The 14,572-nt window shown below is 64.5% G+C and carries 7 protein-coding genes; 6 read left to right on the top strand and 1 reads right to left on the bottom strand.

What is annotated here, in order from left to right; genetic code table 11:
* Positions 1 to 92 precede the first annotated feature (92 nt).
* The 3 genes from ABT061_RS35865 to ABT061_RS35855 are packed head-to-tail and all read left to right on the top strand — an operon-like array spanning position 93 to position 1,365.
* Positions 93 to 476 carry a hypothetical protein gene (locus ABT061_RS35865; protein WP_350926467.1) on the top strand — a complete coding sequence of 128 codons (384 nt, stop codon included), beginning with the start codon at positions 93 to 95 and terminating at the stop codon, positions 474 to 476.
* Positions 473 to 616: a hypothetical protein gene (locus tag ABT061_RS35860; RefSeq protein ID WP_350926465.1), complete on the top strand. Its 144-nt coding sequence runs from the start codon at positions 473 to 475 to the stop codon at positions 614 to 616. The genes ABT061_RS35865 and ABT061_RS35860 overlap by 4 nt, the downstream gene beginning before the upstream one ends.
* Positions 613 to 1,365, top strand: coding sequence for a hypothetical protein (locus ABT061_RS35855; RefSeq protein WP_350926463.1), 753 nt, complete (start codon positions 613 to 615; stop codon positions 1,363 to 1,365). Before ABT061_RS35860 ends, ABT061_RS35855 begins: the two co-directional genes overlap by 4 nt.
* Before the next feature lie 606 nt (positions 1,366 to 1,971).
* Here the strand turns inward: ABT061_RS35855 and ABT061_RS35850 are convergent.
* A complete protein-coding gene (locus ABT061_RS35850; protein WP_350926460.1) occupies positions 1,972 to 2,238 on the bottom strand; it encodes a hypothetical protein in 267 nt (88 codons plus the stop codon).
* 167 nt (positions 2,239 to 2,405) lie between these two features.
* Here ABT061_RS35850 and ABT061_RS35845 point away from each other — a divergent pair, with 167 nt between their 5' ends.
* The 3 genes from ABT061_RS35845 to ABT061_RS35835 are packed head-to-tail and all read left to right on the top strand — an operon-like array spanning position 2,406 to position 14,568.
* On the top strand, positions 2,406 to 7,502 hold the full coding sequence (locus ABT061_RS35845) for a DEAD/DEAH box helicase (protein WP_350926458.1): 5,097 nt from the start codon (positions 2,406 to 2,408) through the stop codon (positions 7,500 to 7,502).
* A complete protein-coding gene (locus tag ABT061_RS35840; protein ID WP_350926456.1) occupies positions 7,499 to 10,324 on the top strand; it encodes a DUF8741 domain-containing protein in 2,826 nt (941 codons plus the stop codon). The genes ABT061_RS35845 and ABT061_RS35840 overlap by 4 nt, the downstream gene beginning before the upstream one ends.
* Positions 10,321 to 14,568 (top strand): Eco57I restriction-modification methylase domain-containing protein, encoded by a 4,248-nt coding sequence (locus tag ABT061_RS35835; RefSeq protein WP_350926454.1) that lies wholly within the window; start codon positions 10,321 to 10,323, stop codon positions 14,566 to 14,568. Before ABT061_RS35840 ends, ABT061_RS35835 begins: the two co-directional genes overlap by 4 nt.
* The last annotated feature ends 4 nt before the right edge of the window (positions 14,569 to 14,572 follow it).

Here is a 14,572-nt window from a genome sequence, read left to right as displayed (position 1 = left end):
AACTCCCTACAGAGGCGCTTCATATGCAACACTCGTGCGTTGAGCGTAACAGCCATACTTGGTGCTCGACGACCTTTCAAAGGAGTATCTGCGTGGGCATGGATGTTCAGACTAAGATTTCAGGCTTCTGTCGATATCTTGAAGACGAGAGCCTGTTAGAACTTGTCCAGCAGAAGGAAATGGAAGAGCTTTACCAGCGCGTACGGTCGATGCTTGAATCAGGTCAAGTGGACAGAAAGCTCGAAGCCGACCTGGACACGCTCAACTCCATGGTGCTCGACTCCACCGGATACAGCCTGTACTCCACGACGCGGAACTACTCGCTGTTACCCGGAACGTCCCGTTCGACTGGGGCGCAGTGGTGGAGCTGCCCCCAGGAGCGCTGCGCTGGCCGCGGCCGAGTGAAGGCAGGCCAGGCCGCCCCCATCTGCAGCATCAGTGGAGAGCCGCTCGCGCAGAAGCCGCTGACTCGGTGAACGGGTTCCTGAGCGAAATCGGGAAGAAACTCGCCGAGCGCTGGGTGACGCTGCTCGCGCTGCCTGGTCTGCTCTATCTTGCCGCGGCTATGGTCGGCCACACGCGGGCTGGACTCACGCTCTCGACCTCGCCCTGTTGAGCAGGCAGATCGATCAATGGGCCGCGAGTCCCACCCTCCGCTCGACCGGAGGGACGGTGCTAGTCATTATTCTGGTGCTGGTCGGCTCACTCGCCGTCGGCCTCATCTCCACCTCCCTTGGCCAGCTGGTTTCCTTCATATGGATGCTGCCCGGCAAGCGACCGCCTGCCAATTGGATCGCCGCCTACCGGCGAGGGCGCTCCAGAGCGGCCAAGCGCGTGGCGGACGCCTCCGACGCGAGGCCAGACCAGGTATTGGCGGCCATGAATCGCGCCGATCGCATCTGCCTAGTCGAAGCGGACCGGCCCACCTGGGTAGGTGACCGGCTGCGAGCCTGCCGCGTGCGGGTGGAACGTGCGTACGGCCTCGACGTCGACGTCATCTGGCCCAGACTCTGGCTGCTCGTACCTGACCCCGCCCGCGCTGAGATCAGCATGGCGCGTGACGCGTACGTCGCCTCCGCTCGCCTTATGGGCTGGGCGCTGCTGTACCTCTTCCTCACCTTCTGGTGGTGGCCAGCCTCCGTCATCGCTTCGGTCATCGCTGTCACCGCGCAGATCAAGGCCCGCGATGCCATCACCATCCTGGCCGATCTCCTCGAAGCCGTAGTCGACCTCTACGGCCGCGAGCTTGCGACGCAGCTGGGCCACCCGAAGACGGAGAAGCCCTTAACTTTGAGCGAAGGTCGGTCCCTCACTGCTTTGGCCCGCAAGTCCCGCTGGGATCCGGACTCCCCCCTCGCGGACTGACTCTCCAAACGTATCTATACAACTCCGGTACGTGATCGTCAGAGGTATCTATCGCGGCAGCTTATGGACGGCGAGTTCCATAGCTGCATAGCCACGAGCGCCTTCTGCGGCTGCTTCGCGGAGTGACCAGCATGGGCAGCGCGACCAAGAGTCGGGCTGAACCTGCCCTACAAGATTATCCCGCGCATATTCCGTGGACAACGATTCAGGGCTGCTCTTGGTGGCCTACGGCTGCGCATCGGCGGAGGCCGTATAGGAGGAGAAGCCCTAGGTAGGACGGTAAGTTACAAGGTCAACTAGGTGCCCCCGGCGGGGTGCAGCCCAGATAGGCAGCTAAGCCCCAATGTACTCGCTTGTCAGGAGCTGACGATAGAAGAACGCTTTCTGCTGAGGAGTACCCGCTGATTAAGAGTCAGCGACCTATGTGTCGGATGCTGCCCGAACGTACCTCTTCATGCCCGTTCGCACGTCAATGCCGGTTCCGAGATCCCGGGGAATGCCGACCCATGATGTGGCGTATCGGTAGCCGAAGGGCAACCACCGAGCAACCAACCGGATGATTACGTGCTGGTTTCGCCGGTAAGGACGACGTACACGAAGCTCACCTCACCTTTGCCGCCCTTTGTCCTCCAGCTGGAACGCCGCGTAACGCGGCCCCGGCGGAACCGCCTCGTTATCTCGGAACACCTGCTCCACCAGCCGCACGAAGACGACCATCAGGCATACCTCGGCAATGGCCCCCGCCTCATGGCCACCTTCCGCAACCTGGCGCTCGGTCTGTTCAGCATCCACGGGATCACCAAGATCAAGGAGACCGTCCAGGCGATCGGCCGCGCCCCTCTCCGCGTCCTCCCACTGATCACGAAGCGTCACACCCTACCATCAGCGATCCGACTTTGAAATTGCCCTGGGATGTAACGGTCGGTAATGGAGTCGTGATAACAAGGAAGGCGCCGTGCCTGGAGGTGCCTTACGCCGGGCCCAGCCGGTCGATAGGGTGCCCCTTCATAAGCTTTCGAAGATCTCAGAATACGGGCGGAATGGACGTCTTCAAGGTTCACGAGCAGCTGATCGCCGATTACGCGGAGTTCACCTCGGGGTTCACTGAGATCGAGGACGAGCGCATCAAGAAGCACATCCGCGAGCGTCTTGAGCATGGTGAGCAGTGGCCGGATCCGTACCTGTCGTTGAACCCGAACTTCGAGCCCGGCGGTTCCGTGAGCGAACTTGCCCAGCGCGGCATGCTCGACGGGGAGTGCGAGCGCATCTTCCGCGTGGGCAAGAGTGCAGAGTCAGCAGGTCAGGTGCTGAATCTCCATCGCCACCAGCGTGAAGCGGTGGAGATCGCGCGGACCGGAGCGAGCTATGTCCTCACCACTGGCACCGGCTCGGGAAAGAGTCTCAGCTACATCGTGCCGATCGTGGACTGGGTGCTCCGGCAGAAGGCCAGCGGCGCCTATCAGCCAGGCGTAAAAGCGATCATCGTCTACCCGATGAACGCCCTGGCCAACAGTCAGGTGCACGAGCTCGACAAGTTCCTGAAAGAAGGCTACGGACGAGGCGGAGAGCCGGTCACCTTCCGCCGCTACACCGGCCAGGAGAAGACCCGCGAGCGACAGGAGATCCTCGCAGACCCGCCGGACATCCTGCTAACCAACTACGTCATGCTCGACCTCGTGCTGACCCGTCCGGGCGAGCGCGACAGCTTGATTACGGCGGCGCGGGGACTGCGCTGGCTTGTTCTGGATGAGCTGCACACCTATCGAGGTCGCCAGGGCGCAGACGTGGCGATGCTGGTGCGTCGAGTCAGGGACGCGTGTGAGGCCGATGAGATCCAGTGCGTAGGCACGTCAGCGACGATGACCACAGAGGGCAGTGAGAGGCAGCGCCGTGCGAAGGTTGCCGAGACGGCAAGTCGGCTGTTCGGGCTGCCAGTGTCCCGTGCGCATGTCATCGGAGAGACGCTGGAGCGTGCCACAACCGCCGATTCGACCGCCGTGACCAGCCTCAAGATCCCCGAGTCGGAATATGAGTCCTTCGTGGCGGACCCGTTCGCCGCGTGGGTGGAGGCGCAGTTCGGTGTCGTCGCGGATCCAGCTTCCGGCAAGCTGGTCCGCCCGCCCCGGCCGCGGACGGTCCGCGAGGCCGCACAGGAACTAGCCGTGTTGATCAAACAGGACCCAACAGACTGCGCTGACGCCATTCAGGAGGTTCTCAAACGTGGCGCGGCAATCGATCATCCGCGGACCCGGCGACCCATATTCGCCTTCCGCCTGCACCAGTTTCTGTCCAAGGGCGACGATGTCTACCTCAGCATCGAGCCTGAGGCAGAGCGTTACATCACCAGCCGTTACCAGACGGTCGTCCCTGAGCCTGGCAAGGAAGATCACATCCTTGTTCCGGCCTCATTCTGCCGGGAGTGCGGCCAGGAGTATCTAACCGTCCGAAAGGCGGATGAGCGCTTCACCTCCCGCAGGGACAGCGACACTGCTGGCGACGAGGCGGACGGCTATCTGTATATCTCGACGGACTTTCCATGGCCGGACAGCACGAAGATCGCGATAGACGATCAGCGCGTGCCTGAGTCGTGGTTGGAGACCCGCGCCGACGGTTCGGCTGGCGTCGTCACGGCCAAGCGCAAGTATCTGCCAGAAGTAGTTCGGGTCGCCCCCGACGGCCACCTGCACGAGGAGGGCACCCGCGCCGCGTTCATCGCCGCGCCGTTCACTTTTTGTCTCGCCTGCCGTACGTCATACGAGCAGGTGCGAGGGAGCGACTTCGCGAAGCTGGGGTCGCTGGCTGTGGAAGGTCGCAGTTCCGCGACAAGCGTGATCAGCTCGAGCGTGGTGCGCACTCTCCGCGAAGACGGCACTATCGGCAAGCCCGAGCGTAAACTGCTGGCGTTCACCGATAACCGTCAGGATGCCAGCCTGCAGGCAGGGCACTTCAACGACTTCATTCAGATCGTTCAGCTCAGGGGTGCGCTCTATCGGGCCCTACAGGATGCGCCGGGCGGCCTGACACACGAGGTGATCGCACAAAAGGTGACCGAGGCGCTGAATCTCGACTTCGCTGACTTCGCCGAGAAGCCCGAGGCCAGATTCTCTGCCGAGCGCAACACATGGAGAGCGTTGCGTCAGCTGATCAACTACCGGCTCTACCTGGATCTGGAGCGCGGCTGGCGGATCACCATGCCCAACCTGGAGCAGACCGGGCTCCTCAAGGTCGATTATCTGGATCTTCCCGACATCGCTGCCGCTCAAGACCTGTGGGACGATGCGCACTACGCGCTCCGGGACGATGCGCCGCAGCTGCGGGAAGAGCTCTTGCGGACTCTGATGGACGAGCTGCGCCGGGTTCTGGCGATCGATGCTGACTGCTTGACCGAACCGGGGTTCGTGCAGCTCAAGGAGGAGAGCAGGCACTACCTCAAGAATCCGTGGGCGATGGAACCGACGGAGAACGTGGCTTATGCCGCGGTCGCCTACCCCCGCGCCGGCAGCCAGGGAGGCCAGAGGGCCAGCAAGGATCTGCACCTGACCGGCTTCGGTGCCTACGGCAAGTACCTGCTGCGCGGACATGACGGGCTCTCCCGGGATGACGCGCACGCGATGATTCGGGACATGCTCGCTGTGACCGAACGCTGCGGCATCCTCACCAGGGAACGCGAGGGTTACCAGCTCAAAGCCTCGTCGATCATCTGGCGGCTGGGCGATGGCAAGTCGGGCGTGGAAGATCGCATCCGCAAGCACGTCGCGACCGACAAGGGACCTCGGGTCAATCCCTTCTTCCAACGCCTCTATATGGAGAAGGCGGCGAACCTAGCCGGACTCCAAGCGCGCGAACACACTGCACAGGTGCTGAATGAGGTCCGCGCCCTTCGGGAGGAACAGTTCCGTGATGGCGACCTGCAGGTGCTCTACTGCTCACCGACCATGGAGCTTGGCATCGACATCGCCAGCCTTAACGCGGTCGGGATGCGCAATGTGCCGCCGACCCCGGCCAACTACGCCCAGCGGGCGGGGCGAGCGGGCCGCTCCGGGCAGCCTGCGCTGGTGGTCACTTACTGCGCCACGGGGAACGCTCACGACCAGTACTACTTCCGCCATCGTGACCAAATGGTCGGCGGGTCCGTCGCCGCACCGCGGTTGGATCTCACGAATGAAGACCTGATCAGCTCACACGTCAACGCGATCTGGCTCGCCGAGACGGGGTTGGCCCTCCACAGTTCGATCGGCGGCATCCTCGACATCGACAGGCCTGGATTCCCGCTCCTGCCCAGAATCGCGACTTCCGCAGCCAGCCGCACCGCCCAGCTGAAGGCAGCCGAGCGTGCACGTGCGATTCTTGCGGAACGCGACACCGAGCTGAGAATCACCTCATGGTGGCACGATGAGTGGATCGATCGGACACTTGAGGATGCGCCGAAACAGTTCGACGCCGCTTTCGACCGCTGGCGGGAGCTCTACCGCACCGCCCAGGCGGAGCGTGAGGAGCAGCACCGCATCATCGGCGACCACTCCACCGGTAAGAAAGCCAGGGAGATCGCGACCGCTCGCCGCAGGGAAGCGGAAAACCAGCTCAAGCTGCTTCGCAACGAAGATTCAGAGGACTTCCAAACTGACTTCTACTCCTATCGCTACCTGGCCTCTGAAGGGTTCCTGCCTGGCTACTCCTTCCCCCGGTTGCCCCTGCGCGCCTACATCGCCGCTCGCAAGGGCAAGCACACCGAGGTCGAGTTCATCCACCGTCCGCGGTTCATTGCCATCCGCGAGTTCGGCCCGGACGCCCTCATCTACCACGAGGGCTCGCGCTACCAGGTCAAAGAGGTACAGCTCGCTCCGAACGAGCAGGGCGGAAGCGGGTTGGACACCAAGTCCGCCCGCCGTTGCGAGTACTGCGGCTATCTGCACGACTCGGTCGTCGGTATCGATGTGTGCGAGTCATGCGAGGGCCGCCTCGGCAAGACTATGCATCGCCTGCTGCGCCTCCAAACCGTCAAAACGGTCCGTCGTGACCGGATCTCCTCCGACGAGGAGGAGCGTCGCCGAGCCGGATACGACCTGATCACTTCCTATCGCTTCAACAACCACGGTGTACGGCCCGGCCGCCTGGACGCGACTGCCGTACGAGGGAGGCGCAAGGTTCTGGAGCTGCAGTACGGGGACACTGCGACGGTCCGCGTCACCAACATGGGGCGCAAGCGCCATACCAGCGACGGGTTCTGGATCAACATTCAGACCGGCCGCTGGCTGACGGAGAAGAACGCTCTGACGCCCGAGCCCCACGTGCTCGACGACGCCGACCGGGTTCAGGCCAAGCAGCAGGTCATCCCCTACGTCGAAGACCGCCGCAACATCCTGATCACCCGCATGGCCGACTCGGTGACTGATGAGGCGGCGATCAGCTTCATGTACGCCCTGGAGCGTGGCATCGAGGCCGAGTTCCAATTGGAGGACAGCGAGCTCGCCAGCGAGCTGCTGCCCGACGAGGCGCACCGCGGCAGGGCACTCTTCATCGAGAGTTCCGAGGGCGGAGCCGGAGTACTCCGGCGGCTGGTCATGGAAGACGACGCGCTCGCCAGGGCAGCGCGGAAAGCTCTGGAGATCGCCCACTTCAACCCGTTCACCGGAGAAGACACCGGTGGCGCGGTCAACAATGAACGCTGTGCCAAGGCTTGCTACGACTGTCTGCTGTCCTTCGGCAACCAGGGAAAGCACGAGCAGATCGACCGCCATCTCGCCCGTGATCTGCTGCTGGAGCTCGCCATGGCCGAGGTCCCCAAGCCACCTGTCGCCTCCGCCCAGGACACCTGGGAACCGGTCCGCTACGACGCCGAACCCAACAACCCGCTGCATGCCTTCGTTCGCTGGTTGGAAGAGTGGGAGTACGCCGCGCCGGAGTCACTCAACGCGGAGATCGGCGAAGCCCGGCCGGAGATGGTCTACGGCGGGCAGGTCGCGATTTTCGTGGATGGCCCGGACAACGGCGATGCACCCGGCCGGGATGACGATGCGGAGGATGAGCTTCGCGATCTAGGCTGGAGTGTCGTACGCATCCCGTACGGTGGCGACTACTCGCACATCGTCAAGAGATATCCGAGTGTCTTCGGGACGAGCCGGAGGGAACAGCGTTGACCGTTTACAGCCCTGGATCGCTGGTCAGCGCGCGAGGTCGAGACTGGGTGGTGCTCCCGGAGAGCACCGAAGGCTTCCTGATCGCCCGTCCGCTCGGTGGCGGCGACGACGAGATCGCCGGCCTCCTGACGGACCTTGAGACGGTCACCCAGGCCACCTTCCCGCCGCCGCAGAGTGCCGATGCGGGCAACGCTGTGAGCGCGGGGTTGTTGCGTACGGCCCTGCGGGTCGGGTTCCGGGCCACCGCCGGGCCGTTCCGCTCCCTGGCGAATCTCGCGGTCGAACCCAGGCCGTATCAACTCGTCCCGCTGTTGATGGCGCTCCGCCAGGAGACCGTCAGGCTGCTCATTGCCGACGACGTCGGCATCGGTAAGACGATCGAGGCGTCGCTGATCGCCGCCGAGCTGCTGGAGCAGGGCTCCGCTACCGGCCTCACCGTGCTGTGCAGCCCAGCGCTGGCCGAGCAGTGGCAGGAAGAGCTGGCCGCCAAGTTCCGCATCAATGCCGAGCTGGTCCTCCCCAGCACGATCAAGCGCCTGCAGAAGAACCTCATTGGCGACGACCAATCGGTCTTTCAGTTCTACAAGCACACCGTGGTCTCCACCGACTTCATCAAGGCGCCCGCCCGGATGAAGGAGTTTCTTACCTCCTGCCGCGATCTCGTGATCGTCGACGAGGCCCACACCTGTGTCGCCGACGGCTCGACCGGCGGCAATCGCACCCAGCGCTACAACCTCGTCCGTGAGCTCGCTGCGAAGAAGGACCGACATCTGCTGCTGGTCACCGCCACTCCGCACAGCGGAAAGGACGAAGGCTTCCGCAATCTGGTCGGCCTGCTCGACCCAGCGCTGCCGAACCTCAATCTGGACGATGCGAGGGGCCGGGATGAACTGGCCCGATACATGGTCCAGCGCAGGCGCGGCGATATTCGGGGATACCTCGACGAGGAGACCAGGTTCCCCTCCGACCGCGAGACCCACGAAGAGCGCTACTACCTCACCGACGACTACCGCAGGCTGTTCCGCCAGGTCCTGGCCTACGCGCGGGAGACCGTCCGCGATACCTCAGCCGGTCAGCTTCGCCAGCGAGTGCGCTACTGGTCGATTCTCGCGCTGCTGCGAGCCCTGGCGTCCTCACCGAAGGCAGCCGCTGCAACCCTGCAGACGCGCGCGAAGAACATGCGGTCTGAGACACCGGAGGAGGCCGACCGCATCGGCCGGGCGACGGTGCTCGACATGGCCGACGACGAGGCCGCCGAATCGGTTGACGTCATCCCCGGCGCCGACGACCTCGACGAGGACGACCAGACCGAGCGTGCCCGGCTGCTGCGCTTCGCCAAGCAGGCCATTGCGCTCGCTGGAAAGGGCGACGCCAAACTGGCCAAGCTCAGCGACGTGGTCCAGGGGCTGTTGAGCGACGGCTATGACCCGATCGTGTTCTGCCGGTTCATCGACACCGCCGAATACGTCGCCGAACACCTGCGCAAGACGCTCGGTGCCACTGCCGAAGTCGGCTGCGTCACCGGCACCCTCCCGCCCAGCGAGCGCGAGACCCGGATCGACGAGCTCCGAGGCACCGAGGGCCGCCACGTCCTGGTCGCCACCGACTGCTTGTCCGAGGGCGTCAACCTGCAGGACGCCTTCCAGGCCGTCGTCCACTACGACCTGGCCTGGAATCCGACGCGGCACGAACAGCGCGAGGGTCGCGTCGACCGGTTCGGCCAGCCCGCCGACAAGGTGCGGGCGGTCACTATTCTCGGCGCGGACAATCTCATAGACGAGATCGTCATGCGGGTTCTGATTCGCAAGCACGAGGAGATCCGCAAGAGCCTCGGCGTCAGCGTTCCCGTGCCCAATTTCTCCAACCAACTCGTCGAGGCTCTGATGGAGGAACTCCTCACCTCTGACACCGAGACCTGGGAGCAGCTTCCCCTTGACGGCTTCGCCGCGGGCGACCTGCACACTGAATGGGAGAGCGCCGCGGCCAAGGAGCGGCAGTCAAGGACCAAGTTCGCCCAGGTTGGCATCAAGCCCGATGAGGTGGCACGCGAACTGGCCGAGATCCGGGCGAGCCTGGGCTCCACCGGCGAGATCGAGTACTTCATCCGCGAGGCTCTCGACGCGCTGGGCTCCTCGATGACCGACCAAGAGTACGGCTTCGCGGCGATCACCGTGACTCTGCCGGCCGGGCTGAGCGATACGCTCCCACCCGGGCATGCCCAGCCCTTGCATTTCCACCGCACCATGCCGGTCCCACGCCGTCAGGCGCACCTCGACCGCACCGACCAGTCCGTGGGCGCTATCGCCCGTTACGTGCTCGATGCGGCACTTGACCGGAAGCTGGAGTGGCCCACTCCGGACCGGCCGGGTCGGTGCGGTGTCATGCGAACCGATGCCGTGCAGCGGCGCACCACCCTGCTGCTGGCCCGATTCCGCATGCACCTGACCTTGCCCGCCCGTGACGGCAAGAAGCCGCTGGTCGCCGAAGAGGCTCGAGTGCTGGCCTTCCGCGGGAAACCAGAAACCCCCGACTGGCTGAGCCAAGATGAGGTCGAAGCCCTGCTGACCGCCACCCCCAGCGGAAACGTGGCTCCCGACCTGGCCCGCGACGACCTTGACCGGGTTCTCAGCGGTGATCTTCTCGTACGGCTGGCGCCCGCACTCGACGCCGAGGCGGATGCGATGGCCGAACGGTTGCGCGAGTCCCACGCCCGTGTCCGGGCGGCCTCCCGGCAGAGCGGCATCAGCAAGATCACAGTTGTCGCGAACAAGCCCGCCGACCTGCTCGGCATCTATGTCTACCTTCCGGCGGTCAACCGATGAGCCGTTCGCCCTTCCCTTCGGTTCGTGCGGCGGGCGGTCTGCTGCCCGCCGACTTGTTCAACCGCGTCCTGGAGACCGGCTCCGGCGAAAGCGCTCTGCCAGGTCGCGAAGCCGAGACCTACGGGCTCCTGCCCCATGAGAACGTCCGTGAGGCGGCGGCTCGCGCGTTCGACTATCTCAACGGTGCCTGGCAGGCGTTTGCGAAAGAGCGGGAGAAGGCTGCTGGGGAGGGGCGTTCGCCGCGAACCCGGGATCGGTGGCTGATCCCGTTGCTGCGCCAGCTCGACTACGGGATGGTCCAGCCGGCTGGTCAGATCACCGTGAACGACGTTTCCTATCCGGTGAGCCACCGGTGGGAGCAGGTGCCGATCCACTTGCTCGGCTGGGATGTCGACCTCGATCATCGAACGCCCAAGGTCACCGCCCAGGCGCCGCAGTCCATGGTGCAGCAGTTGCTCAACCAGAGCGACGACCATCTGTGGGCCATCCTGTCCAACGGCAGCAAGCTGCGGCTGCTGCGCGACTCGCGGTCGCTCGCCGGATCGGCGTTCGTCGAGTTCGACCTCGAACTGATCTTCTCCGAACAGCTCTTCGCCGACTTCGTCCTCCTGTTCCGGCTCGTCCATGCCTCTCGCTTCGCCGTACCGGCCGGGAAGACTCTCGGCGACTGCTGGCTGGAGATCTGGCGTGCCGACGCGGTGCAGGTCGGAGATCGGGCGTTGGCTCGGCTGCGGAGAGGGGTCGAGCAGGCCATCAACATTCTGGGCACGGGGTTCCTCAAGCATCCGGCCAACGAGCGGCTCCGCAAGCAACTCGCGGGCAAGCTCACCCTGACTGACCTCACCGCAGAGCACGGCACGCTCGGCGAGCTGGGCACCGGCGCGAAGACTCCCAGCGGACTGCACCGGCTGAGCAAGGAGGACTACAACCGGGCCATCCTGCGTCTGGTCTACCGGCTGCTCTTCTGGTTCGTCGCCGAGGACCGCGATGTCCTCCTGATACCGGTGCCGGACGACGCCGTCGGCGCTGATGAGCGCAAACGCCTCATGGTCGCGCGTGATCGCTACGCCAAGTTCTTCTCCGGACAGCGGCTCCGTGATCGGGCGATTCGAGGTGGCACCGATCATCATGACGATCTCTGGGAAGCCACGCATCTCATCATGCGCGGGCTCGGTGAGGAAGGCGGGCGTCCGGAACTGGCGATCCCCGGTCTCGGCGGCGTGTTCGAGCGGATCACCGAACTGGACGACGGCACCCGCCTGGAGCGCAGCCGGCCGGACGCACTCGACGCTCCTTTGGAGGGTCTACGGATCGAGAACGGATACCTGCTCCAGGCCATCCGTCAGCTGGCGATCGTCGATTCGGGATCTCAACGCCGGCCGGTCAACTTCCGTGAGCTCGGGTCGGAGGAATTGGGCAGTGTCTACGAATGGTTGCTGGCCTTCCACGTCGATCTGGACACCGCGGCCCGCACCTTCACCTTGCGGCAGGCGGAAGGAAGCGTCCGCAAGACCACCGGCTCCTATTACACGCCTCCGTCGTTGACCGAGGCACTGCTCGACACAGCTCTCAACCCGGTGCTCGATGAGGCGGCCAACAGCGCGGACAGTGCCGAGGCCAAGGTCGAGGCACTGCTGAACGTCACGGTCTGCGACCCGGCCTGCGGCTCCGGCCACTTCCTGGTCGCCGCCGCGCACCGGATCGCCAAGCGCGTCGCACAAATCCGCTCTGGGGAGGACGAGCCTTCCCCCGAGCTGGTACGGCGGGCGATGCGGGAAGTCGTCTCCCGGTGCATCTACGGCGTGGACCTCAACGAAATGGCGGTCGAGCTGGCGCGGATCTCGCTCTGGCTGGAGTCGATCGAGCCGGGCAAGCCGTTGCCTTTCCTCGACACCAACATCCGGGTCGGCAACGCCCTGCTCGGCACCACCCCGGCGCTGATCGAGCGGGGCATTCCAGGCGCGGCGTTCAAACCGATCGAGGGCGACGACAAGAAGATCGCGGCGGCGGTAGCCAAGGAGGGCGCGACCCAGGCCGACCATCACTCCCACCGCCTCGTGCAGGACAGCCTGTTCGACGTGGCGGACGACAACCGGTCGAACACCCGGCTGGGAACCGGTACGAGGCAGATCGTCACCGCGCTTCCCGATGACCTGGCCGGAGCGGCGGTGCAGCGACGCAGGCTGCGCCTGATCGACGCCGAGCGACGGTCGGCGAAGCGGATCGCGGACGCGTGGTGCGCCGCGTTCGTGCAGGAGCTGACCCCGGAGACCCGACTCTCGGCGATCACGCAATCGGCGCTGGGCTGGATCGGCGGCGCGGACTTCGACCCGGCTCAGCGGCGCGTCGCCGCTCGGGTCGAGGAGCTGGGGCGGGAGTATCGCTTCTTCCACTGGCATGTGGAGTTCCCGCACCTGTTCCGGGTGCCCGACGACGAGGGGGTCGTGGACCGGCAGACCGGGTGGGACGGCGGCTTCACCTGTGTGATCGGCAACCCGCCGTGGGAGCGGGTGAAGATCCAGGAGAAGGAGTTCTTCGCCTCACGCAACGAGGACATCGCCAAAGCCAAGAACGCTGCTGCCCGGAAGAAGGCCATCGCCGCGCTCAAGGACAGCGAGGAGGAGGCGGATCGGGCTCTCTACTTCGAGTTCACGAGGGAGCTGCGGCAGGCCGACGGGACGACGTTGCTGCTGCGAGAGTCGGGCCGTTATCCGCTGACCGGCCGGGGCGACATCAACACGTACGCGGTGTTTGCCGAGACCGGCCGACTGATGGTCGCTCCACAGGGTCGGGTCGGCATGGTCCTCCCCACCGGCATCGCCACCGACGCCACCACGCAGTTCTTCTTCAACGACTTGGTGGAGCAGAACCGACTTATCCATGTCTATGGCTTCCGCAACAATCGGGGCCTATTCAAGGACGTTGGCCATGGTGACGTTCGGTTCTGTTTGCTTGGGTTTACTGGCTCACATGGAGGAGTTGAAAAGGCTGAATTTGCCTTTGATCTCGGCTTGCCGAACGAGATCAAACACCCTGGTGTGGTGTATTCGCTTTCTCCTGTGGACATCAGCCTCGTCAATCCCAACACTGGGAGCTGTCCGACCTTCAAGACTCCCGACGACGCACGCATCACTCTCGATATCTACCGTAGAGTGCCTCTACTCTGGCGGATTCCTGCCACCGGTGGCGAAGGAACCAACCCATGGGGGCTGTCGTTCCTCCGCATGCTTGACATGGCAAACGACTCCGGACTCTTCCGGCCAACTGCGGCTGAGGGGGAGACACTCCAGGGCATGCTGGACGAAGGCTGGGAGTTCGAAGGCAATGCCCTAGTACGCGACGGTGAGCGTCTAATGCCGCTACTGGAAGGCAAAATGCTTTGGCACTTCGACGATCGATTTGCTGATTATCGAGAGCGTGCCCAGGATCGAGTGGACTATATCCTTCCACGCACATCGGAGGCCCAAAAGGCTGACCCGGATTTTGCTGTGCTCCCGCAGTACTGGGTGCTAGAGAAGGAGGTCACCGCGCGGCTCCGGCCTGCCGAGGGCTCGCGTGGCAACCGGCGTGTCCTGGGGTGGGACCGGGGGTGGTTGCTCGGCTGGCGTGACGTCTGCCGCAGCTCCGACACCCGGACTATGATCTTCGGCGCATTGCCGGTTGCCGGTGTCGGACACAAGTTCCTGTTGGCGCTCCCACAACGTGATGGAGCGCTGCTCCAGGCCAACCTGTCCTCATTCGCACTTGACTTCTGCGCACGCCAGAAGATCTCTGGAACGTCCATGTCCTACATGATCGTCCGCCAGCTTCCCGTGCTGCCGCCTTCGACGTATGAGCAGGACTCCCCCTGGGACAGCGGCGTGCGTCTCGACCGGTGGGTGCGCGCCAGGGTCCTGGAGCTGACCTACACCTCCTACGCCATGGAGCCGTTCGCCCGCGATCACTTCGACGAGGGCCCGCCGTACCGCTGGGACGACGAACGGCGCTTCTGGCTCCGGGCCGAGCTGGACGCCGCCTACTTCCACCTGTACGGCGTCGCTCGCGACGACGTCGACTACATCATGGACACCTTCCGGGCCTTCAGGAACGTCAACCCGGACCTCTTCTCCCGTACCAAGAAGGCGATCCTGGAGATCTACGACTCTATGGCCGATGCGATCACCTCGCGGCAGCCGTACAGGACAGTCCTCGACCCCCTACCCGGCATGGGCCCCCGCCACCCCGCCCGGCCGACAACCGAATAGGAGA

It is taken from the genome of Streptosporangium sp. NPDC002544, assembly GCF_040295965.1.
In the GTDB taxonomy this organism is placed as follows: Bacteria; Actinomycetota; Actinomycetes; order Streptosporangiales; family Streptosporangiaceae; genus Streptosporangium.
This window is presented reverse-complemented; position numbering and strand designations above follow the sequence as displayed.

Bases quoted from the DNA above. Each gene is read 5' to 3' on its own strand.
- ABT061_RS35835 (WP_350926454.1), top strand. From the start codon at position 10,321: ATGAGCCGTTCGCCCTTCCCTTCGGTTCGTGCGGCGGGCGGTCTGCTG.
- ABT061_RS35845 (WP_350926458.1), top strand. From the start codon at position 2,406: ATGGACGTCTTCAAGGTTCACGAGCAGCTGATCGCCGATTACGCGGAG.